We start from the raw sequence: 23,850 nt of genomic DNA, 5'->3' as shown, positions 1-23,850 counted from the left end.
GCGGGAGAGTGGCTCAAACGCAAGGCAAGGGCGCCACCATGGTCAGCAACGGTTATCAATCCGGCTTCGGCAACGAGTTCGCTACCGAGGCCGTGCCCGGCACTCTGCCGGTGGGGCGCAATTCGCCGCAGCGCGTTGCGCATGGTCTGTATGCCGAGCAGTTGACCGGCACCGCGTTCACCGCGCCGCGCGGCAGCAACCGCCGCAGCTGGCTGTACCGCATCCGCCCGGCAGTGATGCACGGGGAGTTCACGCCGTTCGAGCAACCACAGCTGCACGGCGATTTCAGCCACGCCGCGGTGTCACCCAACCAGCTGCGCTGGGACCCGCTGCCACTACCTACTGCACCCACCGATTTCATCCAGGGCCTGTACACCATGGGTGGCAACGGCTCGCCCGAGGCGCATGCCGGCGCCGGCATCCACATGTATGCAGCCAATGCCGACATGCGTGGCCGCTACTTCTACAACGCCGATGGCGAGCTGCTGATCGTGCCGCAGCTGGGTCGGTTGCGCCTGCGTACCGAGATGGGCGTGATCGACATCGAACCGCAGCAGATCGCGGTGATCCCGCGCGGCGTGCGCTTTGCCGTCGAACTGCCTGACGGGCAGGCGCGTGGCTACGTCTGCGAGAACTTCGGAGCACTGCTCAAGCTGCCCGACCTGGGTCCGATCGGCAGCAACGGCCTGGCCAACCCGCGTGATTTCGAGACCCCGGTGGCCGCCTACGAAAACCTGGAAGGCCAGTTCGAGCTGGTGGCCAAGTTCCACGGCCGCCTGTGGCGTGCGGACATCAACCATTCGCCGCTGGACGTGGTGGGATGGCATGGCAATTTCGCGCCGTACCGCTACGACCTGCGCCATTTCAACACCATCGGCTCGATCAGCCACGACCATCCGGATCCTTCGATCTTCCTGGTGCTGCATTCGGCCAGCGACACACCCGGAACCAGCAACCTGGATTTCGTGATCTTCCCGCCGCGTTGGCTGGTGGCACAGAACACGTTCCGACCGCCGTGGTTCCATCGCAACATCGCCAGCGAGTTCATGGGCCTGATCCACGGCGCCTATGACGCCAAGGCCGAAGGCTTCGTGCCCGGTGGTGCGTCGCTGCACAACTGCATGAGCGGTCACGGCCCGGATGCGGCTACTTTCGACAAGGCATCCAATGCGGACCTGTCCAAGCCGGACGTGATCACCGAAACCATGGCTTTCATGTTCGAGACGCGCGGCGTGATCTGCCCGACCGAACAGGCCATCGCGGCCGCGCACCGCCAGCGTGGCTATCAGGCCTGCTGGACCGGCCTGCGCGACAACTTCACGCCGCCGACGGTGTGATCAGGCCGACAGCGGTGCGCCATCGAGCACCGCTGCCAGATGCACCTCGGGCAGCACTTCCTGCAGGCGCCCGCGCACCCGCTGCGTGTAGCCGTCGGAGGTAATGGCCGGCAGGTGCGCCAGTGCCAGCTGCAAGGCGTTGATGGTGTCCTCCTCTTCGCGGGTGGCCTGCAGCACGCGGTGCAGCTGCGCGGCCGTCGGATTGCGCTGCAGCGCCAGGATATCCAACACGTAGATGCGCGCGGCGACCATCGAGCGGCGGCGCTCGACCGCAGGCGCCGGTGCCGGCGTTGCCACCGTTGCAACAAGCGGCGCGGCGACAGCGTCGTCGGCATCCAGGTAACCGCTGCGCTGCAGTTGGCTGATCAGCGCGGGCGCATCGGTGCCCAGCAGCACGCTCAGTTCGGCAAGGCTGCGCTTGCCGTCGCACAGGATCAGCGCGCGCCGCTGGCGCAGGTCCAGCGGGGCCCGGTGGGCTTGCAGCACGGTATGGGCGAGTTCGGTCTTGCGCGGGTGCATGATCGGCCGAAGCGACAGCGCGGGGGCCCCAGCCTGCTGGGCGCAGGTGAAAGCACGATGACAACTTGCACGCCGACGACGGGCTTGTGGTTAGACTCGACCCCGGTTTCCCTCTGGAGTCGTCGCATGACCCGCACCGCACTGTCCGTGGCTGTCGTGATCGTCCTGTTGGCAGCGTGCAACCGCACGCCGGAGCCCGTTGCCACGCCGCAGACGGCGCCGGCTGCGGAAGCCAATCCCGCGCCGGCACCCGCTGTCGAGACCGCCGCCAAGAGCGATGCCGACTGGCAGGGGTACGGCCCGGCGCAACTGGGCGTGGATGCCGAACAACTGGCCACCGCATGGGGCGCCGAGCTGCAGGGCGATGCAGCGGCCGATGGCGGCTGCTATTACCTGCAGCCGGTCGGGCAGGGCCAGGGTGGCGTGGCTTTCATGATCGAGGCCGGGCATTTCGTCCGCTACGACCTGCGCACGGCCGACATCGCAGCGCCGGGAGGTGGCAGGGTGGGGCAGGATCTGGCGCAGCTGCAGGCGCTGTATCCGCAGGCGGAGGCGCCGCAGCCGCACAAGTACGAGGAAGGTGGCAAGACGCTGCGCGTGCCGGCGGCCGACGGCAGCCAGGGCATGCTGGTGTTCGAGCTGGGCGCCGACGGCAAGACCAAGGCCTGGCGCGTGGGACTGCCGCCACAGGTGGACTACGTCGAAGGCTGCGGCTGATACGCTTGGCCAGACCCAATCTGGCGCGACGTGATCAAGACGTCAGTGCCGCCGTCGCCGGGAGAGACGTGTGATGTTTGAAGCTATCGTGTGGTTCGTTCTGGGGCTGGTGCTGCTGGCGCTGGGTGGAGACTCCATCGTCAAGGCCGCCTCCGGTCTGGCCCAGCGGTTTGGTGCTTCGCCGTTCGTCGCCGGCCTGCTGCTGGTGGCTTTCGGCACTTCATTGCCGGAGCTGGCAGTCAATGCGCGCGCGTTCGCGGTGGGGGCGCAGGAGCTGGCGCTGGGCAACGCGGTCGGCAGCAACATCGTCAACGTCGGCCTGACCCTGGCGCTGGCCGCATTGGCTTACCCGTTGGTGGTGCGCACGCGCCTGCTGTCGCCGTTGCTGGTGCTGCTGGCGGTGGCATCGCTGGCGTTGATCGTATTCGGTCTGGACGGCGCCATCAGCCGCATCGAAGGCATCGTGCTGCTGTTGGGTTTTGTCGCGGTGCTGGCGTTCCTGCTGTCGCGTGCGCGCCGTGAGCCGGCCGAGCTGCAGGAAAGCATCGCCAACTACGCGACCACCCGCACCGTGCTCGGTCTGAACATCATCCGTCTGGTCATTGCCGTCGTGGTGCTGTACTACGGCGCGCGCTGGGTGGTGCAGGCCGCGCCGGTGATTGGTGCTGGTTGGGGCATGTCGCCGCTGCTGGCCGGCCTGTTGCCGGTGGCCATCGGCACTGCCTTACCGGAGGTGGCTGCGGCCATCGCCGCCGCACGTCGCGGTCAGGGGGACATGGTGGTCGGCCACGTCATCGGTTCCAGCCTGTTCAACATCCTGGTGGTGATCGGCGGCATGGCGGCGCTGCGGCCGATGCCGTTGCCGGCTTCGTTCGTGCGGCTGGAACTGCCGGCCGCCATCGTGTTCGTGCTGATGCTGTACCCGATGCTGCGCGGTGACCTGAAGATCACCCGAGGCGAAGGCGCGGTGTTGTTCGTCGCGTTTCTGGCGTGGGTCGGTTTGGAGCTGGCGCTGTTGTTCTGAGCGCAGGGCTTGGGAACCCGGTAAAGCGCAGCCATGCTGCGCTGAGGCGTTACCCCTGAAGACCCTGCCGAGCGTGGCTCGGCACTACCTTCATTCGTTCGGCTGATCTTCCTGGCCCGGCTGCTTCGGCCGGCTTTCCATCATCAGTGACAAGGCGGCCTTGGCCATCAGGTGTGCGCTGATCGGTGCGGTGATGAACAGGAACACGGTGATCAGCAACTCGCGTGGCTGCGGGTCCACGCCGAGGAAGATGTGGTACGCCACCGAGCACACCAGCACGCAGCCCACGCCCAGCGTGCTGGCCTTGGTCGGTGCATGCAGGCGCTTGAAGAAATCGGAAAAGCGCACCAGCCCCAGTGCACCCACCAGGATGAAGAAGCAGCCGAACACCAGCAGTGCCGACAGCGCGATCTGCAGGAAAGTGATCATTCGACGATGTCCCGGCGCAGCACGTACTTGCTCAGTACCACGGTGCTGCCAAAGCCAAGCATGGCGATCACCAGCGCAGCCTCGAAGTAGATGGCCGAGTCCAGGTACAGGCCAAACAACATCAGCTCGGCAATGGCGGTGATGGACAGCGTGTCCAGCGCAAGGATGCGGTCGGGGACGGTCGGGCCGCGCAGCAGGCGCCACAGCGACAGCAGCATCGCCACGCCCACCACATGCATGCACACCACGACGGTGGTCTCAAAAATCTCGTATCCGTTCACGGGAAGATCTCCATCAGCGGCGCTTCGTAGCGCGACTTGATCTCGGCAATCAGGCTGTCGGCATCCTCAAGGTGCAGCACGTGCACCAGCAGGTGGCGGCGGTCTTCGGACAGGGCCGCCGAGACCGTGCCCGGGGTCAGGGTGATGAAGCTGGTCAACGCGGCGATGCCGTGGATGTTGTCGATGTCCAGCGGCACCCAGATGAAGCCGGGCTTGAGCCGGCGCTCAGGGCCGAGTACCTGGATGGCGACGCGGATGTTGGAGAGCAGGATGTCCCACAACACCACGAACAGCAGTTTCGGCACCGGCCGCAAGGTGCCGAGACGGGCGAATTCGCGATCCAGTCGCGTCGCGAACAGCGGAATCACCAGGCCCAGCAGCATTCCCAGCACCAACTGGCCCAGGTCGAAGCTGGAGGACATCACCATCCAGAACGCGACGACGGTGATCGACAGGGCAGGCGACGGGAACAGCCGGCGCAGCAGTGGACGGCGCGTGCTCATGGCTGCCTCACCTGCGGCGTGGTGCCGCGAATGTCATTGACGTACTGCTCCGGCGCCAGCAGCTGCGCGGCGATGGCATCGGTCTGGCGCATCAGCGGTGCGGCGAACACGGTCATCGCCACCACATAGGCCAGCAGCAGGCTGGCCGCCGCGGTTTCAAACGGGCGTGCCGGGGCATCGACGGACGGTTCGGGTACGGCGTCCTCGTCTCCGGGCACATGCCAGAACAGGCGGATGCCGGTGCGCGCCAGACCCATGATCACCAGCAGGCTGCTGCCCAGCACCGCTGCCCAGACCACACCGGTATGCGCGTCCGGTACGGCCGAGAGCAACGCCACCTTGGCCAGGAAACCGGCCAGCGGCGGCAGGCCCGCCACGGCCACCGCGGACACCAGGAACAACAGGCCGGGCACGGTCTTGCCCGGCAGCACGGTGAGTTCACCCTCGCGACGCTCGCCCGCACGAAGGCGACGGCGGCGGATCAGGTCGGCGACCAGGAACATCGCCGCGGCGGTGAAGGTGCTGTGCGGCAGGTAGAACAGGCCCGCCGAGATCGTGCCGGCGTTGCCCAGCGCGAAGGCGATGAACAACGTCGCCGCCGAGACCACCACCAGATACGCCACCAGCACGCTCATGCGGGTTGCCGCCAGCGCACCCAGCGCAGCGACGACCAGCGTGGCAACGCCGGCCCACAGCAACCAGTCGGCACCGTAGCCGCTCATCGCGCCGGCAGCCGCACCGAACCACAGCGTGCTCACCCGCAGTACCGCGTACAGGCCGACCTTGGTCATGATCACGAACAGCGCGGCCACCGCCGCCGGCGCACGGGCATAGGACTCGGGCAGCCACAGGTACAGCGGCAGCAGCGCGGCCTTCGAGCAGAACACCAGCAACAGCAATCCCAGCGCTGCCTTGGCGAGTTTCAGGTGTGAGGGGGGCAGCTCGGCGATGCGCTGGCTGATCTCGGCCATGTTCAACGAGCCCAGCGTGGCGTACAGCATGCCCAGCGCGATCAGGAACATCGTCGAGGCGGCGATGTTGAACACCACGTAGTGCAGGCCGATGCGCATGCGCAGGCCACGGCCGCCGGACAGCAGCAGGCCATAGGACGCAATCAGCAGCACTTCGAAGAACACGAACAGGTTGAAGATATCGCCGGTCAGGAATGCACCGTTGAGCCCGACCAGCTGGAACTGGAACAGCGCGTGGAAGTGCGGCGCACGTCGGTCCCAGCCGGTGCAGGCGTACAGCAGGCAGGCGATGGCCAGCAGCGTCGTGGTGCCCAGCATCCAGCCGGCCAGCCGGTCGGCCACCAGCGCAATGCCCAGCCGCGCCGGCCAGTCACCGAGCAGGTAGGCCGAAATCTGGCCTTCGCTGGTCTGCGCGAACAGCAGCGCCACCACCACCGACAGCGCGGCCATGCTCAACCACGCCACGCTGCGCTGCACCTTGGGCCCGTAGCGGCGGTGCTCGATGAACAGTGACAGCGAGGCGCCGAGCAGCGGAATCAGGATCGGCAAGATCACCAGGTGATTCATGCGCCGGCTCCTGGCCGCGCATCGGCATCCCTCGCCGAGGCAACCGGCTCGGGCTCATGCGCATCGACGTGATCACTGTGGTTGTCGCTGCGGCTGCGCATGGCCAGCACGATGCTCACGGCGGTCATCGCGAAGGCGATGACGATGGCGGTCAGCACCAGCGCCTGCGGCAACGGGTCGGTGTAGTGCGCCAGGCTGGTCGCCACGCCGTCCTTGAGTACCGGTGCCTTGCCGATCACCGGCCGGCCTGCGCTGAAGATCAGCAGGTTGGTGGCATAGGACAGGAAGGTCATGCCGAGGATCACATCGAAGCTGCGTGCCCGCAGCATCAGGTAGATGCCGATGCCAGCCAGTACACCGATGGCGCTTGCCAGGGCCAGTTCCATCAGTGCATCTCCCCGGTACGTGCCGAACGGCGGTTGATATCGATTTCGCCATGACGGGCGTTGCGGGTACGCGAGGGCTTGATCGTGCCCATCATCGACAGGATCAGCATCACCCCACCAAACACCACCAGGTACACGCCGGTATCAAAACCAATCGCGCTGGCCAGCGGCACGGTGCCGATCAGCGGCAGTTCCAGGTCGAGGTGGCCGCTGGTCAGGAACGGCACGCCGAACAGCAGCGAGGCCGCGCCACTGAGCAGGGCTATCAACAGGCCCAGGCCGATGCAGCGGATGTAGTCGAAGCCGAACCGCGATTCGACCGATGCCGTGCCCTGGATCACGTACTGGATCAGCAGCGGCACCGCCAGCACCAGGCCGGCGACAAAGCCGCCACCGGGCGCGTTGTGGCCACGCAGGAACAGGAAGATGGAGACGGTCAGCGTCAGCGGGAACATGATCTGGGCCAGATCGGCCGGCACCGGCAGCTTGATCGGCGGGCCCGGCATGATCTGTTCCGGCGCCATCCGCGAGCGCCGCAGCAACGCATGCACCACCAGCGCGGCGATGCCGAACACGGTGATCTCGCCGAAGGTATCAAAGCCTCGGAAGTCGACCAGGATCACGTTCACCACGTTGTGGCCGTAAGCCTCCGGCAGTGAGCGCACCAGCAGCTCGCCGGCCATGGTGTTGGGCGGCAGGGTCATCAGCGAATACGCCAGCGCGGCAAGACCACCGCCGGCAACGATGGCGATCAGCGCATCACGGCGTTTGCGCCAGCGCGAATGCTCGGGCGGTGACTGTGCGGGCAGGTAGTTCATGGCCAGCAGCATCAACGCCAGCGTCACCATCTCCACCATCAGCTGGGTCAGGGCCAGATCCGGTGCGGACAGGAATACGAAGGTCAGCGCCACCATCAAGCCGGTGCCGCCCATCACGATCACGGCCAGCAGACGCTGCTGGAACAGGAACAGACCGGCGAACGCGCAGGCCAGCATCACCAGCCACAAAGTCCAGCCCAGCAGCGGAATCGGCTGCGGTGCCGGCCAGGTCGGCATCGCCGGGTTGGCGATGAATGGCGCGGCGGCCACGATCACCGCCACCAGCACCAGCGCCATCAACATGCGTTGCAGGCTGCCGTTGGCCAGTGCGGCGGTGAAGCGATGCGCAAAGCCGAACAGCAGGTCCAGGCCGCGATGGAACAGGTGCTTGCCCAGCGGGCGGTTGCTCACCGCGTACAGATCGATGAAGCGGCGCAGGCCGAAGTACAGCGCGATTCCACCAATCACGCCGATGACGCTCATCGCCAACGGCAGGTTGAAGCCGTGCCATACCGACAGGCTGTACTCGGGCATCAACGTGCCGAGGATCGAGCCAGCCGCCGCGTGCAGCACCGGGGCCACGGTCAGCGCCGGCGCGATGCCCACGGCCAGACAGATCACCACCAGCACTTCCACCGGCACCTTCATCCAGCGCGGCGGTTCGTGCGGCACCACATCGATGTCGATCGGGCCCTTGCCGAAGAACGTGTCGTGGACGAAGCGCAGGCTGTAGGCCACGCCGAGTATGCCGGCCAGCAATGCAGCGACGCTCACCGCCGTGCGCATCCAGTCCGGGCCACCGGTGGCCAGTGCTTCGGCGAACAGCATTTCCTTGGACAGGAAGCCGTTGAGCAGCGGGATGCCGGCCATCGCCAGCGAAGCGACAATGGCCAGGGTGCTGGTGATCGGCATCAAGCGGCGCAGGCCACCGAGCCGGCGCATGTCGCGGGTGCCGGTTTCGTGGTCGATGATGCCGGCGGCCATGAACAACGAGGCCTTGAAGGTGGCGTGGTTGAGGATGTGGAACACGCCGGCCACCACCGCCATCGGCGTGGACAGGCCGAACAACAGCGTGATCAGGCCAAGGTGGGAAATGGTGGAGTAGGCCAGCAGGCCCTTGAGGTCGTGCTGGAAGATCGCATTCCACGCACCGACCAGCAGCGTGATCGCGCCGATGCCGCTGACCACATAGAAGAACAGCTCGGTACCGGCCAATGCCGGGTGCAGGCGTGCCAGCAGGAATACGCCGGCCTTCACCATCGTGGCCGAGTGCAGGTAGGCCGAGACCGGCGTCGGCGCGGCCATCGCATGCGGCAGCCAGAAGTGGAACGGGAACTGCGCGCTCTTGGTGAAGATGCCGGCCAACACCAGCAGCAACGCCCACGGATACAGCGCGCTGGCACGGATCAGGTCACCCGAAGCCAGCACCACGTCCAGGTCGAAACTGCCGACGATGCGGCCGATCAGCAGCACGCCGGCCAGCAAGGCCAGGCCGCCGCCGCCGGTGACGATCAGTGCCATGCGTGCACCTTCACGTGCGTCCTTGCGGTGCGACCAGAAGCCGATCAGCAGGAACGAGCTGATGCTGGTCAGCTCCCAGAACACCATCAACAGCAGCAGATTGCCGGACAGCACCATGCCCAGCATCGCGCCCATGAACAGCAGCAGATAGCTGTAGAAGCGACGCGCGCTGTCCCGTGGTGAGAGGTAGTAGTGTGCGTACAGCACCACCAGTGCACCGATGCCCAGCACCAGCCCGGCGAACATCCAGGCCAGCCCATCCAGGCGCAGGCTGAAATCCAGGCCGATCTGCGGCAGCCATTGCCAGCTGTTGCGGATCACCTCACCGTCGAGCACCGCCGGGGTCAGGTAACCGAGCAGTGCAACCCCGAGCACCGGCGCGGCACCCGCCAGGCATGCCGCTGCGGCCCGTGACAAGCGGCCATGCAGTGCGATGACTGCGGCCAGCAGGAAGGGCAACGCGAGGAGCAGCAACAGGACTGGCGTCATGCGGGAGCGCAGGTGTGACGAGCGGGTCTTGGAGTCTAACAGGCACTTTTTTACGCCCGGAACCTTTTTATGAACAGGTCGTTCGGGTTCAGGACGGGGAGCCAGCAACGTCAGTGGCTGCCGCTGCGGAACGCGCGTCGCGCACCAGCAGCGTGTCGGTTTCCAATGCCTCAACCAGCTGGCGTGCCACGCTGCCGATGAGCAGGTTGAACAGCGCGCCGCGCCCATGTGTGGCGACCACGACCAACTCCGAACCGGCCGCCTGGGCGTGTTCGCTGACGATGCGGGCCGGATCGCCGGGCTCGATCACCTTGAGCACATGTGCCTCGCCGAGCAGCGACCGCAGCCCGGCCAGCAGCGCCTGCGCCTGTTCGCGGGCATCGCTGCGGGCATGGCCCTGCATCGCCTCACGGTCAGCGGAAAACAGCAGGCTGCCGGGGGATTCCAGGGCGTGCACCAGCGACAACTGCAGCGGCGTGCCGAACAAGGTCAGCGCCTGGCGCGTCGCGTAGTCGACGCTGTCGGAGAAGTCACAGGCCACCGCAAGGTTGCGGTACGGTCCACGCACACGCTCATGCACGATCAGCACTGGCAGCATCGAATGCCGTGTCAGCCACAGCACGCTGGAGCCGAGCATCGGCAGTTCGAACAACGGGTCGCTGGAAATGCCGGTGATGATCAGCCCGCAGTCTTCTTCGGCAGCCAACTGCAACACGCTGCGTCCGACGTGGCCATGGCCGACCCGCACGTCCACCTGCAGGCCCTGCGTGTGCTCATCCAGCAGGCGCTGCAGGCGGCGTTCGGCCAGCTGCCGCGCGCGTTGGTCATCCAGCGGAGGCGCCGAGGCAAGCAGCTTGGAAGGGATCTCGCCGGAGACGGAGTCGGGCAGCACGGTTGCGACCACCAGTCGTGCGTTCCATTGCCGCGCCAGTTGCAACGCGCGGGCCAGGGCGCGATCACACCGCGCACTGAGGTCGGTGGCGAGCAGCAGGGAGGTGGGCCTGGTGATGGAAAGCGTCATGACGTCCTCGCGGTTGGCTCCCGAGTCTACCCACAGCGCGGGCTGCACTTCATCTTCTATCCTATGCGGCATGGATAAGTACGTACGGAATCAGCAAGGACCTCTGCAGGCACTGGTATTTGGCGGCAGCGGGCAGATCGGTGAGCGGTTGTTGGCCAACCTGCATGACGCCGGTTGGCAGGTCACCGCCGTCTCCCGGCATGCGCAGCAATCCCGGCCCGGGCTGGAATGGATTTCCGGCGACCTGTCGGGTGCATGGCAGGGCGCGGCGGGGTTTGATGCGATTTTCAGCTGCGGGCCGCTGGATCACTTCGCGCGCTGGTTTGCCGCCAATGCGGTCAATGCCCCGCGCGTGGTCGCGTTTGGTTCGACCAGCGTGGACGTGAAGCAGGATTCCATCGAACCGGCCGAGCGTGATGTCGCGCGCCGGCTGCGTGAGGCCGAAGCCACTCTGTTCGCCGTGGCGCGCGAGCGCGGTGTCGCCGCCACGGTATTGCGGCCGACCCTGGTCTACGGTGCAGGTCGCGACAAGACCCTGACCATCATCGCGGCCATGGCCCGGCGCAGCGGTGTGTTTGTGCTGCCGTCATCTGCCAATGGCCTGCGCCAGCCGGTACACGTGCAGGACCTGGCCGATGCGGCGGTGCAGGTGTTGTCCTCGCCGGCAACGGCGGGGCAGGCCTACGCATTGGGTGGTGGCGAAGTGCTGGGGTACAGCGAGATGGTGCGGCGGGTGCTCGCCGCGCTGCAGCCGCAACCGCGCCTGCTGCGCGTCCCTGCGCCATTGTTCCGCTTGGCGCTGCGTGGCGCCCATGCTGCAGGCCGCTTGCGTGGCATGAACGCGGCAGCGCTGGTGCGCATGCAGGAGCCGCTGGCGTTCGACATCGAACCGGCACGCCGGGATTTCGGCTACACGCCACGCCCGTTTCTGATCGAGCCGGGCATGGTCACCGCGCCGGGAAGCACGCCATCGTGATCCGAAAGCCCGGCAACGCTGGGTTTGCCCGGGCTATGGAGCAGTCGTGGCTCAGTAATGCCAACCAAACTGCCGGAACAACTTGGCCAGCACCCAGATCGGACCGATCAACAGATAGGTCAGATCGGTGAGGAAACTGGGGCGGCGGCCTTCGATCTTGTGGCCGATGAACTGTGCGATCCACGCCAGCACGAACACGCCGATGGCGATGCGCAGCAGCATCGGAATGCCGAGGCGGTCTTCCAGCAGCCGGCAGACGCAGCCGGCCACGAAGAACAGGATCAGCATGCCGATGCCCAGCGGGCGCGATAGACGGTTGTAGTAGGCCCAGGTGCCGAACATCGCCAGCGCGGCCCAGATGCCATGCTGGAACCACGGCAGCAGCGGTGGAATGCACCACAGCAGGGCGATCACGGACCACAGGATGGCCGGTACCGCGACCACATGTATGGCCTGGTTGGTGCTGTTGCGGTGGTCGCCGGAATAACTCGCGAAATAGCGGTCGACCGGTCGCGCGGTGCTCATGTCCATCGTCCCCTCCCGGGTTGGCTGACAGAGCATAACGCGGCTTCCCTACGGACGCGCACGGTGGCCCGGGCGCGTCCGTGAAGGGTGGGGCGTGCGGGCGTCAGTCGACGCTGATGCCGGCCAGCTTTTCCAGTGCCTCGGCGTACTTGGCGCGGGTGCGCTCGATCACTTCCGACGGCAGCTCCGGGCCCGGGGCGGTCTTGCCCCAGTCCAGCGTTTCCAGGTAATCCCGGATGAACTGTTTGTCATAGCTCGGCGGGCTGATGCCCACCTGGTACTCGTCGGCCGGCCAGTAACGCGAGGAATCCGGCGTCAGCATCTCGTCCATGATGTACAGGCGGCCATCGGCGTCGGTGCCGAACTCGAACTTGGTGTCGGCCAGCAGGATGCCGCGCTCGGCCGCGTATTCGGCGGCGAACTTGTAGATGCGCAGGGTGGCGTCGCGCACCTTTTCGGCCAGGTCCGCGCCCACTGCCTTGACCATCGCGTCGAAGTCGATGTTCTCGTCGTGGTCACCCACCGCCGCCTTGGTGGACGGAGTGAAGATCGCTTCCGGCAGCTTTTCGGCCTGCTGCAGGTTGTTGGGTAGCGGAATGCCGCTGACCTTGCCGGTGCGCTGGTAGTCCTTCCAGCCGCTACCAATCAGGTAGCCGCGGGCGATGGCCTCCACCGGAACCGGCTTGAGCTTCTTGGTCACCACCGCGCGCTTGGCGTACAGCGCCGGGTCCACACCGTCGGGCAGCACGCTGGCGACGTCGATGCCGGTGAGGTGGTTGGGCATCAGGTGCGCGGTCTTGGCGAACCAGAAGTTGGACACCTGGCACAGCATCTCGCCCTTGCCCGGGATCGGGTCGGGCAGCACCACGTCGAAGGCCGACAGGCGGTCGGTGGCAACGATAAGCAGGTATTCGCCCGGGGGGGTGCCGGCAGGCAGACGTTCGCGCGGGATATCGAACACATCACGCACCTTGCCGCGGTGGCGCAAGGGCAGGCCGGGAAGATCGGATTGCAACAGCGTGGTTGGCACGGGCACTCCTGGGACTTGGCTGTGAAGCCGCCGGCGTGGAGGACCCGTGGGGCCCGCGGCTGGTCGGCGGGCGGCCTAGTGTAAAGCCGGATTGGGCCGCTGTGGCATAAAATGCAAGGCCCTCCTGCCAAGACCCATTCACCTGCCCATGCGCTGGTACGGAAAATTACTTGGTTTTATCGCCGGCGCCCTGCTTTTCAGGCCCAATCCGCTGTTCGGGGCGGTCATCGGCCTGCTCCTGGGGCATGCGTTCGACAACGACTGGTTCCGCCTGGGCAAGGACCTGCCTTACCGCGAGCTGGGGGTCACCCGCGACGCCACCGACGCGGAAATCGACCTGGCCTACCGCCGTCTGATGTCCCAGTACCACCCCGACAAAGTGGCTGGCGCCGCGCCCGAGCTGCGCGCCCAGGCCGAAAAGAAGGCCCGGCAGATCAACGCCGCCTACGACCGCATCAAAACTCTGCGCAAACGCTGAAGGCCCTGCCATGTCCAACTGCATCATCGCCCCGTCCATCCTGTCGGCCAACTTCGCCAAGCTGGGTGAAGAGGTCGACAACGTCCTCGCTGCCGGCGCCGATTGGGTCCATTTCGATGTGATGGACAACCATTACGTGCCCAACCTGACGATCGGCCCGATGGTCTGCCAGGCACTGCGCAAGCACGGCGTGACCGCACCGATCGACGTGCACCTGATGGTGGAGCCGGTTGACCGCATTGTCCCGGACTTCGCCGAGGCCGGCGCCAGCCTCATCAGCTTCCATCCGGAAGCCAGCCGCCACGTCCACCGCACCATCCAGCTGATCAAGTCGCACGGCTGCAAGGCCGGCCTGGTGCTGAACCCGGCGACCCCGGTGGAAGTGCTGGACTGGGTGCTGGAAGACCTGGACCTGGTGCTGCTGATGTCGGTGAACCCGGGTTTCGGCGGCCAGGCCTTCATCCCCTCCACGCTGGACAAGCTGCGTGCGGTGCGGTCGATGATCGACAAGCTCGGCAAGCCGATCACGCTGGAAGTGGATGGCGGCGTGAAGGCTGACAACATCGGGGCCATCGCCGCTGCCGGTGCCGACGCCTTCGTCGCCGGTTCGGCGATTTTCAACGCTCCGGACTACGCCGGTGTGATCGCGCAGATGCGTGCCAATGTGGCTGCGGCACGGGGCTGAGTGATGACTGCGCCGGGTATCCACATTCGTCCCGCCAGCGCCGATGACGCAGGCCTGATCCTGCAGTTCATCCGCGAGCTGGCCATCTACGAAAAGGCTGAATCCTCGGTGCAGACCAACGAGGCGGGCATTCGCGCCAGCCTGTTTGGCGCCGATGCAAAGGCGCAGGCGCTGGTATGCGAGCGTGATGGCCGGGCGATTGGTTACGCGGTGTATTTCTACAATTACTCGACGTGGCTGGGCCGCAACGGCATCTATCTGGAAGACCTGTATGTGAGCCCGGAGCACCGCGGCAGTGGTGCCGGCAAGGCACTGCTGCAGCACATCGCCAGGCTCGCGGTGGAGCAGGGTTGCGGGCGTTTTGAGTGGTCGGTGCTGGACTGGAACACGCCGGCCATCGATTTCTACCGTGCCGCCGGCGCGTTGCCGCAGGACGAGTGGACTGTGTATCGCCTGCAGGGCGATGCGCTGCGACGTTTTGCCGAAGCCTGAAACCGCCGGGTAGTGCCGGGCCATGCTCGGCACGAACTTCCCCCGTACTGCTTCAACGCAGCAAAGCCGCGCTCGAGACGGGCAAAAAAAAGCCACAGTGTCGCCACTGCGGCCGGGGAATTCATCGGAGGCTGATCCTGCCTCCATCCATCGTCCCTGCTATGGCCTTTCATTCTCCGGATGCTTGATGACGGTGTCATGACATTCATCCAGCCCGCAGCGAGGGCTTGCTAGGCTGCGCCTCCCCTTGGGAGAAACGCATGGCCAACGCGCACTGGTATCTGGTCCTCAACGGTAAATCCGCAGGCGATGACGCTGTGCGCGAGGCGGTGAGGGTCATGCGCGAGCGGGGGCAGGAACTGTCGGTGCGGGTGACGTGGGAAGACGGTGATGCGGAACGTTACGTGCGCGAGGCCATTGCTGCGAACGCCGTGATGGTCGTTGCCGGCGGTGGTGACGGTACCTTGAGCGAAGTGGCCCAGGCGCTGGCCCATGCCGGACATGACGCGCTCGCATTACCTGCGTTGGCACTGATGCCATTGGGCACCGCCAATGATTTCGCCGCTGCGACCGGTATTCCCGTCGAGCCGCTGCCGGCGTTGCAGCTGGCCGCCCACAACCCGGCAGTGCCCATGGATCTGTTGCAGGTGGAAGGCGATGGTCAGGTGCACTGGTGCGCCAACCTGGCCAGCGGCGGCTTCGGCACGGATGTCACCGTGGAGACCCATGACGGCTTGAAGAAAGTGCTCGGTGGTCTGGCTTATGTCGTGACCGGCATTTCGCGACTGGGGCGGATCGAGCCGGTCAGTGCCCGCATCCATGGTGAGGGCTTCCACTGGGAAGGGAGCTTCATCGCCTTGGGCATCGGCAACGGCCGCCAGGCCGGTGGGGGCCAAGTGCTGTGCCCGGACGCCCTGCTGGACGATGGCCTGTTGGATCTGACCATCGTTCCCGAGCTGGCGGGCGAGTTGATGCCCACGCTCGGCACCCTGTTCAGTGAAGGCAGGCATGCGGCACTGGAGCAGGTGGCTGAACGCGCGCGGCTGGGCGAGCTGTGGATCGAGGCCGAACAGCCGATGACGCTGAACCTGGACGGCGAACCGCTGCAGGCGCGCCGCTTCCACGTGCGCTGCGCGCCAGCACGGGTGCGCATGCATCTGCCGGCCGGGTGCGGCCTGCTGGTCGGCTAGATCGTTGCCGCTGCAAGCAACTGACCATGTTGCAGATGCACACCGCCCGCCGATCTTGCGGTAAAGTTGCCCGGTGCCCATTCTGACGACCAAGCGTTCCCTTTCTTCCGCTCGCCGCTGGTGGCGATGGTGGCCCGTTGCCGTCGTCCGTCCCGCCACCGTCGTTTCCCGGAAGGAAAGCCGTCTTGATCACGCAAGAGCAGTTCCAGCAGCTGGCCGCTGAAGGCCACAGCGCACACCCGCATAATTTCGTACCCGTCGTCCGCGAAGTGCTGTCCGATCTGGACACGCCGCTTTCGGTCTATCTCAAGCTCGCCGACGGCCCCTATACGTATCTGTTCGAATCGGTCGAAGGCGGTGAACGCTTCGGGCGCTATTCGATCATTGGCCTGCCTGCGCGCCGCATCTACAGCTTTCGTGGCCATACGCTGGAAGTCAGCGAGTTGGGTGAGGTGGTCGAGCGTCGTGAGGTAGTCGATCCGCTGGCCGAAGTGGAAGTGCTGCGCAAGCAGTATTCGGTGCCACAGCTGGAAGGCCTGCCCGGTTTCACCGGTGGCCTGGTCGGCTGGTTCGGCTTTGAGTGCATCCAGTACATCGAGCCGCACCTGGGCGCGGGCGACAAGCCCGATGAGCTCGGCACGCCTGACATCCTGCTGATGCTGTCCGAAGAGCTGGCGGTATTCGACAACCTCAAGGGTCGTCTGTACCTGATCGTACATGCCGATCCGGCACAGCCGCAGGCCTGGGCCCGCGCCAACCGTCGCCTGGATGAACTGGCCCACCGGCTGCGTCAGGGCGGTGCCGGTTACCCGCAGGCGCAGGTCTCCGATGCCATCGATGAGCAGGATTTCCAGTCCTCGTTCACCCGCGAGGAGTACCACGCGGTGGTGCGCAAGGCGCAGGAATACGTGCGAGCCGGCGATATCTTCCAGGTCGTGCCAAGCCAGCGTCTGCGCGTGCCGTTCCGTGCGCGGCCGATCGACGTTTACCGCGCGCTGCGTGCGTTGAATCCGTCGCCGTACATGTATTTCATCGACGTTGGCGATACCCAGGTGGTCGGCTCGTCGCCGGAGATCCTCGCGCGCCTGCGCGATGGCGTGGTCACGGTGCGGCCGATCGCAGGCACCCGCCCGCGTGGTGCTACGCCCGAGCTGGACCAGGCACTGGAAGCCGAATTGCTGGCCGACCCGAAGGAACGCGCCGAGCACGTGATGCTGATCGACCTCGGTCGCAACGACGTCGGCCGCATCGCCGAGCCGGGCACGGTGAAGGTGGGCGAGCAGTTCGTGATCGAACGCTACAGTCACGTCATGCATATCGTCAGCGAAGTCACCGGCACCTTGAAGGCCGGGTTGAGCTACAGCGATGTGATGCGTGCGACCTTCCCGGCCGGCACCGTCAGCGGCGCACCGAAGATCCGCGCGCTGGAGATCATCCGCGAGCTGGAGCCGGTCAAGCGCAACGTCTATTCCGGCGCGGTCGGTTACATCGGCTGGAACGGCGATGCCGATACCGCCATCGCCATCCGTACGGCGGTGATCCAGGACGGTCACCTGTACGTGCAGGCGGGTGGTGGCGTCGTCTACGACTCCGACCCCGATGCCGAATGGCAGGAAACCATGAACAAGGGCCGCGCGCTGTTCCGCGCGGTGGCGCAGGCGGCGAAGGGGTTGTGAGCCGCGCGACGTTCGCGTTTGTTGAAATACAGATGTTTTCCTCACCATGACAAGGAGTGCCGCATGAAGCTGTTGAACATGTTGCTGTGGTCATCGTTGCTGGTCGCGGTCGCTCCGCAGGCGTTGGCGCAGGCCAACAGCCTGCCATCGCAGCCACACCTGCTGGTGAAGGGCCAGGCAAAGCAGGAGGTCCTGCCGGATCAGTTCGAGATCAGGGTCAACTTGAGTTCGACCGACAAGGATCCATCCGTTGCCAGGCAACGGGCACAGGCCAATGCGACGCAGGTGCTGTCCGCGTTCAAGGCTCAGCATGCTTTGCTGGACAGCGTGCAGGCATCCGCTTTGGCCGTTGCTCCTGAGTACACCTACACGAACAATGAGCGGGTGTTCGCCGGGACGAAGGTCGCGCGATCCCTGTCAGCCCGATTCGGTTCATTGGACGAAGTGCGTCGTTTGCTGGGTACCTTGAAGACCAGCGAGGAACTGCAGATTTCTGGTATCACCACCATCTTCAGTGGTGAAGCTACGGTGCGTGCCGAGCTGAAACGCCAGGCTGCGGAACAGACACGGGAAGCTGCACGGAAACTGGCCGATTCCTACGGGGTTCGACTGGGTGGCCTGTACACCATTTCCGAAGTTGCTCCCAACTTTGCTTATGGCATTCAGGCAGGCACGTGGCCAGGGGCATATGGGGCTGGCAACCTGCCTCCGATGCCTCCTACTGACGTGCAGATGCCGAGCCCGCGCGCGACCGATGTGGTTGCCGAATCCCTTGAAGCCGGCAGCATCACTCTTTCCGAAAACGTCTACGCAATCTTCCTGATCGCCCAATGAGCCTACTTACATGCTGTTGATGATCGACAACTACGACAGCTTCACCTTCAACCTCGTGCAGTACCTGCAGATGCTGGGTGCCGAGGTGAAGGTGGTGCGCAACGACGCGATGAGCGTCGAGCAGATCGCCGCCCTCAAGCCTTCGCATATCGTGGTTTCGCCCGGCCCGAAGACGCCGAACGAAGCCGGTGTGTCGCTGGAGGTGATCCGCCAGCTTGGCCCGACCATTCCGGTGTTCGGCGTGTGTCTGGGCCACCAGAGCATCGGCCAGGTCTATGGCGGTGATGTGATCCGCGCCAGCAACATCATGCACGGCAAGACCTCGCCGATCCGGCATGAAGGCAAGGGGGTGTTTGCCGGTCTTCCGGACCGCTACGACGCCACCCGCTACCACTCGTTGGTGGTGGACAAGAGCACCTTGCCGGCCGAACTGGAAATCACCGCCTGGACCGAGAACCCGGACGGTTCGATGGAGGAGATCATGGGCCTGCGTCACCGCCAGCATCCGGTGGAAGGCGTGCAGTTCCATCCCGAATCCATCCTCACCCAGCACGGCCACGCGCTGATGAAGAACTTCCTGGATCGCACCTCGTGATCGAGCCGTCGCAGCTGCTGCTGTTCATGCTGGCGGGTTGGGTGCTGAACCTGACCCCGGGTCCGGATGTGCTGTACATCATCAGCCGTTCACTGCGTGGTGGACGTCGTGCCGGTTTCGCTGCCATCGCCGGCATCAGCGCCGGTTGTCTGGTGCATGTAGCGCTGGCCTCACTGGGGCTGGGCATGTTGCTGGCGACTTCGGCCACGCTGTTCAGCGCCATCAAGTGGATCGGCGCGGCCTATCTGCTGTGGGTCGGCGTGCGCCTGCTGCGCAGCAAGGGTGGTCCGGACACCCTGCAGGAGGGCGTGGATGCGACCAGTGGCGGTGCGGGTTCGTGGTGGCAGGTGTTTGCCGGTGGCTTCCTGACCAACGTGCTCAACCCGAAGGTGGTGCTGTTCTTCCTGGCGTTCCTGCCGCAGTTCATCGCGCCTTCGGTGCAGAACAAGCCGCTGGCCTTCGCGATGCTGGGCTTGATATTCACCGTCAACGCTTTGCCGATCACGTCGATGTACGTGCTGCTGGCCGATCGCATGCGCACCAGTCGCTGGGCGGCGCGTGGCATGCAGTGGTTGGACAAGGTGGCCGGTGTGCTGTTCATCGGCTTCGGCGTGCGCTTGGCGATGAGTGCGAGGCCGATGCCGTGAGTGATGCCGATCTGCGCCTGTTCGTGGTGATGCTTGGTGGCCGTCATGCGCGCGCCAATACCGAAGTGCATGACGTGGTGTTCGCGGTTGCACCCACTATCGAGCAGAGCTACGAACAGCTGCGCCAGCAATGGTTCGGCGAACCGACCGGGCTGCATCTGGATTCGTGGATGACCGTGGATGGCGTCGAGCAATGGCAGGTACGTCTGTCCACTGAAGCACCGCCCGCTGATGCGCCGAAGCTCTACTTCGTGAATCTTGGTGGTTACGTTGCCGGTGCGTTCGGCGAAGACCATCGCTATCTGCTGGTGGTCGCCAGCGACACGGTCGAAGCCAAGCGCAAGGCGCTGCAGCAGGCGCAGGCGGAGTGGATCAAGCCGCACCGTGATGCGCTGCTGGAAGTGGACAGCTGCCTGCCACTGGGTCCCATCGGCGGCCTGCATGTGCAGTTGATCCCCGCTGCGCATGCCGGCATCACCAGTCAGAGCGATTACATCGTTATTTCCTGAGTTATCGGAGTTGTCATGACCATCACCGCGCAGGAAGCCCTGCAACGTACCATCGAGCACCGTGAGATCTTCTTCGACGAGATGGTCGATCTGATGCGCCAGATCATGCGCGGCGAAGTCTCGCCGACCATGACGGCTGCCATCCTTACCGGCCTGCGGGTGAAGAAGGAAACCGTCGGCGAGATTGCCGGTGCAGCCACGGTGATGCGCGAGTTCGCGTTGCCGGTTGCCGTTGCCGACAAGACCCACCTGGTCGATATCGTCGGTACCGGTGGCGATGGCTCGCATACCTTCAACATCTCCACCTGCTCGATGTTCGTGGTGGCTGCGGCGGGCGCCAAGGTTGCCAAGCACGGCAACCGCAGTGTGTCGTCCAAGTCCGGCAGTGCCGATGCGGTTGAAGCGCTGGGCGCGGTGATCGAGTTGAACCCGGCGCAGGTGGCGCAGATCATCGAACAGACCGGTATCGGCTTCATGTTCGCGCCGATGCACCATCCGGCAATGAAGGTGGTCGCACCGGTGCGCCGCGAGATGGGCGTGCGCACCATCTTCAACATCCTTGGCCCGCTGACCAACCCCGTCGGTGCCACCAACATCCTGATGGGCGTGTTCCATCCGGATCTGGTCGGTATCCAGGCGCGCGTGCTGCGCGAGCTGGGCGCCGAACGTGCGCTGGTGGTGTGGGGCCGCGACAACATGGATGAAATCTCGCTTGGCGCCGGCACCCTGGTCGGTGAGCTGCGCGACGGCAAGGTGCGCGAGTACGAAATCCATCCGGAGGATTTCGGCATCGCCATGTCCGCCAGCCGCAACCTGAAGGTCGCCAACCCCGAGGAATCCATCGCCATGCTGCGCGGCGTGCTCGACAACGTGGCGGGTCCGGCCAACGATATCGTCGCGCTCAATGCCGGCGCCGCGCTGTACGTTGCAGGCGTGGCCGACAGCATCGCCGACGGCCTGGCACGTGCCCGCGCGGTCATCGCCGACGGCAGCGCCCGCGCCCGCATGGAGCAGTACGTCGCCGCCAGTCGTGTGCTGGCTGCCACCCTTTGACCGTTCACTCCCGATCACCCGCGCAAGCAACGCCCGTCTTCCAGGAAGCAGAACCATGAGCGACATCCTCAACACCATCCTCGCCCGAAAGTTGCAGGAGGTGGCCGAGCGCAGCGCCCGCGTGCCATTGGCTGAACTGAGGGCGCGCGTGGCCGATGCTTCGCCGGTGCGCGGCTTCGCCAATGCACTGCACACGGCCATCGCCAACGGCGACCCGGCGGTGATCGCCGAGGTCAAGAAGGCCAGCCCATCCAAGGGCGTGATCCGTCCGGACTTCCGTCCGGCCGAGATCGCGGTGAGCTATGAATTCGGTGGCGCCAGCTGCCTGTCGGTGCTGACCGACGTGGATTTCTTCCAGGGTGCTGATGCCTATCTGCAGGAAGCACGCGAGGCCTGCACGTTGCCGGTGCTGCGCAAGGATTTCGTCATCGACCCGTACCAGGTGGTCGAAGCGCGCGTGCTGGGTGCGGACTGCATCCTGCTGATCGTCTCGGCGCTGGACGACCGCCAGCTGGCCGAGCTGTCCGACCTGGCCATGCAGCTGGGCATGGACGTGCTGGTCGAAGTGCACGACATCGATGAGCTGGAACGCGCCATCCAGGTGCCGGTGCCGCTGGTGGGCATCAACAACCGCAACCTGCGTACCTTCGAGGTCTCGCTGGACACCACCTTGTCGATGAAGAGCGCAGTGCCGCGCGATCGCCTGCTGGTCACCGAGAGCGGCATTCTGGGCCCGGATGACGTCAGGATCATGCGCGACGCCGGGGTCAATGCCTTCCTGGTGGGTGAGGCCTTCATGCGCGTGGAAGAGCCAGGCGAGGGTCTGCGTCAGCTATTCTTTACTGCATGACCACTTCTTACCCCGTTCCCCGGGACGACGCGCAACTGGTCGTCTTCGATTTCGATCACACCCTGTACGACGGCGATTCGGGCAGCCACCTGTTCGCCTGGCTGATCAAACGCAATCCCCTGCGGATGCTGGCGGCGCTGCTCATCACCCCTTTGTTCGGGCCGCTGGTGGCGATGTTGCCGACCCGCCGTTTCGGTATTTCCGGTTACGTGTGGATTGCCACCTTCGGCCTGCACAAGGCGCGCGAGTTCAACAGCATCATCGACCAGTACGTGCTCAAGCACGAACCCGAAATCCGCAGCAAATTGTTGCCGCATGCATTGGGCGTATTTGCCGCGCATCGCAGGGCCGGTGACCGTGTGGTCGTGGCGACCGGCGCTCCGCCGGAACTGGCCCGCGCCATCCTGGCTTTCGTCGCTCACCAGGGCGTGCCGGTGATCGGCAGTGAGGTCGGCCCGCGGCTGGGCGCGGTGGGCGCCACCCGCCACTGCCACAACGAAGAAAAGATGCGCATGTTGCGCGAGCGCGGTTATTGCGATATCGCGATCGCCTATTCCGACAGCACCGCCGACCTGCCGCTGCTCAAGGCGGCCAGGGCGCCGGTGGTGGTCAACCCCAAGCACTCACGCGTGGAGTACTTCCGCAAGGTGCTGCCGGCTGGTACGCCGATCCTCAACTGGGGCTGCGTCGGACGTGGTGGCGATCCGCTGGCGAACTAATCCAAAGCGGAGCTGGCATCGATCCAGCCGGAGCCGACATCCCTTCTCTCGCTTGCGGGAGAAGGTGCCCGAAGGGCGGATGAGGGGGCTTTTTGACTTGCCTTGGGAGCCTGGCCCTGCAAAAGCTGGGTGGGAAAGACCAAAAGCAAAAGCTGCCCTCACCCCAACCCCTCTCCCGCAGGCGGGAGAGGGCCTTTCAGAGCAAAATCGCCTCAACCCACCCGCAGCTTCATCAGCGCCGTGCCGATCTGGAACAGGCTGATCGACAACACCAGCACGCCCACCGCGATCAGTACCCAGCGTTCCTTCACGCGCTTGACCAGCAGCGCCGCCACCGGCGCGGCCATCATGCCGCCGACCAGCAGGCCGGCGACGATGGACAGGTGCTGCAGGCCCATCGATAGCAGGAAGGTGGCTGAAATCGACAGCGTCACCACGAACTCGGCCGCATTGACCGAGCCGATGGTGGTCCGTGCCAGGCCGCCCCGCGCCAGCAGGGTGGCGGTCGCCACCGGGCCCCAGCCGCCGCCACCGCTGGCGTCCAGCAGGCCGGCGAAGAAGCCCAGCAACGGTACCCGCTTCACTTCCTGGCGCGAGACGAACCGGCCAGCAGCGCGGGCCAGAATGAAGATCGCCAGCACCAGCAGATACAGATAGATGAAGGGCCGCACGACATCGCCGGGCAGCTGGGTCAGCACATAAGCACCGATGGCGCCGCCTATCGCGCCGGGGATGGCCAGGCGCAGGAACAGCCGCCTGTCGACATTGCCGGCGACCAGGTGCGACACGCCCGAAGCACCGGTGGTGAACACCTCGGCGGTATGGATGCTGGCGCTGACGGCCGCGGGTGGCAGGCCCATGCTGAGCAGAACCGAGGACGAAATGAGCCCGAATGCCATGCCCAGCGCGCCATCCACCAGCTGTGCACCCAGCCCGATCAGGATGAACCAATAAAATTCATTGCCAAATTCCATCCGCGCAGCCTGCGGGCAGGGCGCGGTGGGGTCA

Annotated in this window: 27 protein-coding genes; 16 read left to right on the top strand and 11 right to left on the bottom strand. The window is 65.4% G+C overall.

Annotation, left to right across the window (positions count from 1 at the left end):
- The first annotated feature begins 38 nt into the window (after positions 1-38).
- Positions 39-1,337, top strand: a complete 1,299-nt coding sequence (gene hmgA, locus ABB26_RS00370; RefSeq protein WP_057631577.1) for a homogentisate 1,2-dioxygenase — start codon at positions 39-41, stop codon at positions 1,335-1,337.
- Here the strand turns inward: hmgA and ABB26_RS00365 are convergent, their stop codons facing one another.
- Positions 1,338-1,856, bottom strand: a complete 519-nt coding sequence (locus ABB26_RS00365; RefSeq protein WP_057631575.1) for a hypothetical protein — start codon at positions 1,854-1,856, stop codon at positions 1,338-1,340. It abuts the gene before it with no gap.
- Between the two features lie 126 nt (positions 1,857-1,982).
- On the opposite strand from ABB26_RS00365, the gene ABB26_RS00360 reads away from it, so the two are divergent.
- The gene (locus tag ABB26_RS00360) at positions 1,983-2,573 is read left to right on the top strand and encodes a hypothetical protein (RefSeq protein WP_083490603.1); all 591 of its coding nucleotides are present in this window, start codon (positions 1,983-1,985) and stop codon (positions 2,571-2,573) included.
- A gap of 73 nt (positions 2,574-2,646) precedes the next feature.
- Positions 2,647-3,597, top strand: a complete 951-nt coding sequence (locus ABB26_RS00355) for a calcium/sodium antiporter (RefSeq protein ID WP_057631572.1) — start codon at positions 2,647-2,649, stop codon at positions 3,595-3,597.
- A 90-nt stretch (positions 3,598-3,687) separates the two neighbouring features.
- Here the strand turns inward: ABB26_RS00355 and ABB26_RS00350 are convergent, their stop codons facing one another.
- From ABB26_RS00350 to ABB26_RS00320, 7 genes are all read right to left on the bottom strand, one after another.
- The gene (locus tag ABB26_RS00350) at positions 3,688-4,026 is read right to left on the bottom strand and encodes a Na+/H+ antiporter subunit G (RefSeq protein WP_057631571.1); all 339 of its coding nucleotides are present in this window, start codon (positions 4,024-4,026) and stop codon (positions 3,688-3,690) included.
- Positions 4,023-4,265 (bottom strand): K+/H+ antiporter subunit F, encoded by a 243-nt coding sequence (locus tag ABB26_RS00345; protein WP_232151176.1) that lies wholly within the window; start codon positions 4,263-4,265, stop codon positions 4,023-4,025. The genes ABB26_RS00350 and ABB26_RS00345 overlap by 4 nt, the downstream gene beginning before the upstream one ends.
- Positions 4,266-4,303: 38 nt before the next feature.
- Positions 4,304-4,810: a Na+/H+ antiporter subunit E gene (locus ABB26_RS00340; protein WP_057631567.1), complete on the bottom strand. Its 507-nt coding sequence runs from the start codon at positions 4,808-4,810 to the stop codon at positions 4,304-4,306.
- The gene (locus tag ABB26_RS00335) at positions 4,807-6,348 is read right to left on the bottom strand and encodes a monovalent cation/H+ antiporter subunit D (RefSeq protein ID WP_057631565.1); all 1,542 of its coding nucleotides are present in this window, start codon (positions 6,346-6,348) and stop codon (positions 4,807-4,809) included. Before ABB26_RS00335 ends, ABB26_RS00340 begins: the two co-directional genes overlap by 4 nt.
- On the bottom strand, positions 6,345-6,734 hold the full coding sequence (locus ABB26_RS00330) for a Na+/H+ antiporter subunit C (protein WP_057631564.1): 390 nt from the start codon (positions 6,732-6,734) through the stop codon (positions 6,345-6,347). The genes ABB26_RS00335 and ABB26_RS00330 overlap by 4 nt, the downstream gene beginning before the upstream one ends.
- Positions 6,734-9,562: a monovalent cation/H+ antiporter subunit A gene (locus ABB26_RS00325; RefSeq protein WP_057631562.1), complete on the bottom strand. Its 2,829-nt coding sequence runs from the start codon at positions 9,560-9,562 to the stop codon at positions 6,734-6,736. The genes ABB26_RS00330 and ABB26_RS00325 overlap by 1 nt, the downstream gene beginning before the upstream one ends.
- Positions 9,563-9,650: 88 nt before the next feature.
- Positions 9,651-10,583 (bottom strand): universal stress protein, encoded by a 933-nt coding sequence (locus ABB26_RS00320; protein WP_161808993.1) that lies wholly within the window; start codon positions 10,581-10,583, stop codon positions 9,651-9,653.
- A 70-nt stretch (positions 10,584-10,653) separates the two neighbouring features.
- Between ABB26_RS00320 and ABB26_RS00315 the strand changes: the two genes are divergently transcribed.
- Positions 10,654-11,559 carry an NAD-dependent epimerase/dehydratase family protein gene (locus ABB26_RS00315; protein ID WP_057631558.1) on the top strand — a complete coding sequence of 302 codons (906 nt, stop codon included), beginning with the start codon at positions 10,654-10,656 and terminating at the stop codon, positions 11,557-11,559.
- A 51-nt stretch (positions 11,560-11,610) separates the two neighbouring features.
- On the opposite strand, the gene ABB26_RS00310 is transcribed toward ABB26_RS00315, so the two are convergent.
- On the bottom strand, positions 11,611-12,090 hold the full coding sequence (locus ABB26_RS00310) for an Mpo1 family 2-hydroxy fatty acid dioxygenase (RefSeq protein WP_057631556.1): 480 nt from the start codon (positions 12,088-12,090) through the stop codon (positions 11,611-11,613).
- Between the two features lie 97 nt (positions 12,091-12,187).
- The gene (locus ABB26_RS00305; RefSeq protein ID WP_057631554.1) at positions 12,188-13,114 is read right to left on the bottom strand and encodes a phosphoribosylaminoimidazolesuccinocarboxamide synthase; all 927 of its coding nucleotides are present in this window, start codon (positions 13,112-13,114) and stop codon (positions 12,188-12,190) included.
- A 148-nt stretch (positions 13,115-13,262) separates the two neighbouring features.
- Here ABB26_RS00305 and ABB26_RS00300 point away from each other — a divergent pair, with 148 nt between their 5' ends.
- The 12 genes from ABB26_RS00300 (at position 13,263) to ABB26_RS00245 (ending at position 22,842) form a co-directional block, all read left to right on the top strand.
- Entirely contained in the window at positions 13,263-13,592 is a 330-nt protein-coding gene (locus tag ABB26_RS00300) for a J domain-containing protein (RefSeq protein ID WP_057631552.1), read from the top strand.
- A gap of 10 nt (positions 13,593-13,602) precedes the next feature.
- Entirely contained in the window at positions 13,603-14,277 is a 675-nt protein-coding gene (gene rpe, locus ABB26_RS00295; RefSeq protein ID WP_057631549.1) for a ribulose-phosphate 3-epimerase, read from the top strand.
- 3 nt (positions 14,278-14,280) lie between these two features.
- Entirely contained in the window at positions 14,281-14,769 is a 489-nt protein-coding gene (locus ABB26_RS00290; RefSeq protein ID WP_057631547.1) for a GNAT family N-acetyltransferase, read from the top strand.
- A gap of 260 nt (positions 14,770-15,029) precedes the next feature.
- Positions 15,030-15,959: a lipid kinase YegS gene (gene yegS, locus ABB26_RS00285; protein ID WP_057631545.1), complete on the top strand. Its 930-nt coding sequence runs from the start codon at positions 15,030-15,032 to the stop codon at positions 15,957-15,959.
- Between the two features lie 185 nt (positions 15,960-16,144).
- Entirely contained in the window at positions 16,145-17,635 is a 1,491-nt protein-coding gene (gene trpE, locus ABB26_RS00280; protein WP_057631544.1) for an anthranilate synthase component I, read from the top strand.
- A 63-nt stretch (positions 17,636-17,698) separates the two neighbouring features.
- Positions 17,699-18,469, top strand: a complete 771-nt coding sequence (locus ABB26_RS00275) for an SIMPL domain-containing protein (RefSeq protein ID WP_057631541.1) — start codon at positions 17,699-17,701, stop codon at positions 18,467-18,469.
- Positions 18,470-18,479: 10 nt separating this feature from the next.
- Positions 18,480-19,064: an anthranilate synthase component II gene (locus ABB26_RS00270; RefSeq protein ID WP_057631538.1), complete on the top strand. Its 585-nt coding sequence runs from the start codon at positions 18,480-18,482 to the stop codon at positions 19,062-19,064.
- The gene (locus tag ABB26_RS00265) at positions 19,061-19,711 is read left to right on the top strand and encodes a LysE family translocator (RefSeq protein ID WP_211261925.1); all 651 of its coding nucleotides are present in this window, start codon (positions 19,061-19,063) and stop codon (positions 19,709-19,711) included. The genes ABB26_RS00270 and ABB26_RS00265 overlap by 4 nt, the downstream gene beginning before the upstream one ends.
- Positions 19,708-20,220, top strand: a complete 513-nt coding sequence (locus tag ABB26_RS00260; RefSeq protein WP_245626098.1) for a DUF1543 domain-containing protein — start codon at positions 19,708-19,710, stop codon at positions 20,218-20,220. Before ABB26_RS00265 ends, ABB26_RS00260 begins: the two co-directional genes overlap by 4 nt.
- Positions 20,221-20,235: 15 nt before the next feature.
- Positions 20,236-21,273, top strand: a complete 1,038-nt coding sequence (trpD, locus tag ABB26_RS00255) for an anthranilate phosphoribosyltransferase (RefSeq protein ID WP_057631537.1) — start codon at positions 20,236-20,238, stop codon at positions 21,271-21,273.
- A 55-nt stretch (positions 21,274-21,328) separates the two neighbouring features.
- Entirely contained in the window at positions 21,329-22,123 is a 795-nt protein-coding gene (gene trpC, locus ABB26_RS00250; RefSeq protein WP_057631535.1) for an indole-3-glycerol phosphate synthase TrpC, read from the top strand.
- Entirely contained in the window at positions 22,120-22,842 is a 723-nt protein-coding gene (locus ABB26_RS00245) for a haloacid dehalogenase-like hydrolase (RefSeq protein WP_057631533.1), read from the top strand. Before trpC ends, ABB26_RS00245 begins: the two co-directional genes overlap by 4 nt.
- 212 nt (positions 22,843-23,054) lie before the next feature.
- Here ABB26_RS00245 and ABB26_RS00240 read toward each other — a convergent pair whose 3' ends face one another.
- Complete coding sequence (locus tag ABB26_RS00240; protein WP_057631532.1) at positions 23,055-23,816, bottom strand: sulfite exporter TauE/SafE family protein; 762 nt, start codon at positions 23,814-23,816, stop codon at positions 23,055-23,057.
- Positions 23,817-23,850: the final 34 nt, after the last annotated feature.

This window comes from Stenotrophomonas humi (assembly GCF_001431415.1).
In the GTDB taxonomy this organism is placed as follows: Bacteria; Pseudomonadota; Gammaproteobacteria; order Xanthomonadales; family Xanthomonadaceae; genus Stenotrophomonas; species Stenotrophomonas humi.
This window is presented reverse-complemented; position numbering and strand designations above follow the sequence as displayed.

Bases quoted from the DNA above. Each gene is read 5' to 3' on its own strand.
- hmgA (WP_057631577.1), top strand. From the start codon at position 39: ATGGTCAGCAACGGTTATCAATCCGGCTTCGGCAACGAGTTCGCTACC.
- ABB26_RS00365 (WP_057631575.1), bottom strand. From the start codon at position 1,856: ATGCACCCGCGCAAGACCGAACTCGCCCATACCGTGCTGCAAGCCCAC.
- ABB26_RS00360 (WP_083490603.1), top strand. From the start codon at position 1,983: ATGACCCGCACCGCACTGTCCGTGGCTGTCGTGATCGTCCTGTTGGCA.
- ABB26_RS00355 (WP_057631572.1), top strand. From the start codon at position 2,647: ATGTTTGAAGCTATCGTGTGGTTCGTTCTGGGGCTGGTGCTGCTGGCG.
- ABB26_RS00350 (WP_057631571.1), bottom strand. From the start codon at position 4,026: ATGATCACTTTCCTGCAGATCGCGCTGTCGGCACTGCTGGTGTTCGGC.
- ABB26_RS00345 (WP_232151176.1), bottom strand. From the start codon at position 4,265: ATGCATGTGGTGGGCGTGGCGATGCTGCTGTCGCTGTGGCGCCTGCTG.
- ABB26_RS00340 (WP_057631567.1), bottom strand. From the start codon at position 4,810: ATGAGCACGCGCCGTCCACTGCTGCGCCGGCTGTTCCCGTCGCCTGCC.
- ABB26_RS00335 (WP_057631565.1), bottom strand. From the start codon at position 6,348: ATGAATCACCTGGTGATCTTGCCGATCCTGATTCCGCTGCTCGGCGCC.
- ABB26_RS00330 (WP_057631564.1), bottom strand. From the start codon at position 6,734: ATGGAACTGGCCCTGGCAAGCGCCATCGGTGTACTGGCTGGCATCGGC.
- ABB26_RS00325 (WP_057631562.1), bottom strand. From the start codon at position 9,562: ATGACGCCAGTCCTGTTGCTGCTCCTCGCGTTGCCCTTCCTGCTGGCC.
- ABB26_RS00320 (WP_161808993.1), bottom strand. From the start codon at position 10,583: ATGACGCTTTCCATCACCAGGCCCACCTCCCTGCTGCTCGCCACCGAC.
- ABB26_RS00315 (WP_057631558.1), top strand. From the start codon at position 10,654: ATGGATAAGTACGTACGGAATCAGCAAGGACCTCTGCAGGCACTGGTA.
- ABB26_RS00310 (WP_057631556.1), bottom strand. From the start codon at position 12,090: ATGGACATGAGCACCGCGCGACCGGTCGACCGCTATTTCGCGAGTTAT.
- ABB26_RS00300 (WP_057631552.1), top strand. From the start codon at position 13,263: ATGCGCTGGTACGGAAAATTACTTGGTTTTATCGCCGGCGCCCTGCTT.
- rpe (WP_057631549.1), top strand. From the start codon at position 13,603: ATGTCCAACTGCATCATCGCCCCGTCCATCCTGTCGGCCAACTTCGCC.
- ABB26_RS00290 (WP_057631547.1), top strand. From the start codon at position 14,281: ATGACTGCGCCGGGTATCCACATTCGTCCCGCCAGCGCCGATGACGCA.
- yegS (WP_057631545.1), top strand. From the start codon at position 15,030: ATGGCCAACGCGCACTGGTATCTGGTCCTCAACGGTAAATCCGCAGGC.
- ABB26_RS00275 (WP_057631541.1), top strand. From the start codon at position 17,699: ATGAAGCTGTTGAACATGTTGCTGTGGTCATCGTTGCTGGTCGCGGTC.
- ABB26_RS00270 (WP_057631538.1), top strand. From the start codon at position 18,480: ATGCTGTTGATGATCGACAACTACGACAGCTTCACCTTCAACCTCGTG.
- trpD (WP_057631537.1), top strand. From the start codon at position 20,236: ATGACCATCACCGCGCAGGAAGCCCTGCAACGTACCATCGAGCACCGT.
- trpC (WP_057631535.1), top strand. From the start codon at position 21,329: ATGAGCGACATCCTCAACACCATCCTCGCCCGAAAGTTGCAGGAGGTG.
- ABB26_RS00245 (WP_057631533.1), top strand. From the start codon at position 22,120: ATGACCACTTCTTACCCCGTTCCCCGGGACGACGCGCAACTGGTCGTC.
- ABB26_RS00240 (WP_057631532.1), bottom strand. From the start codon at position 23,816: ATGGAATTTGGCAATGAATTTTATTGGTTCATCCTGATCGGGCTGGGT.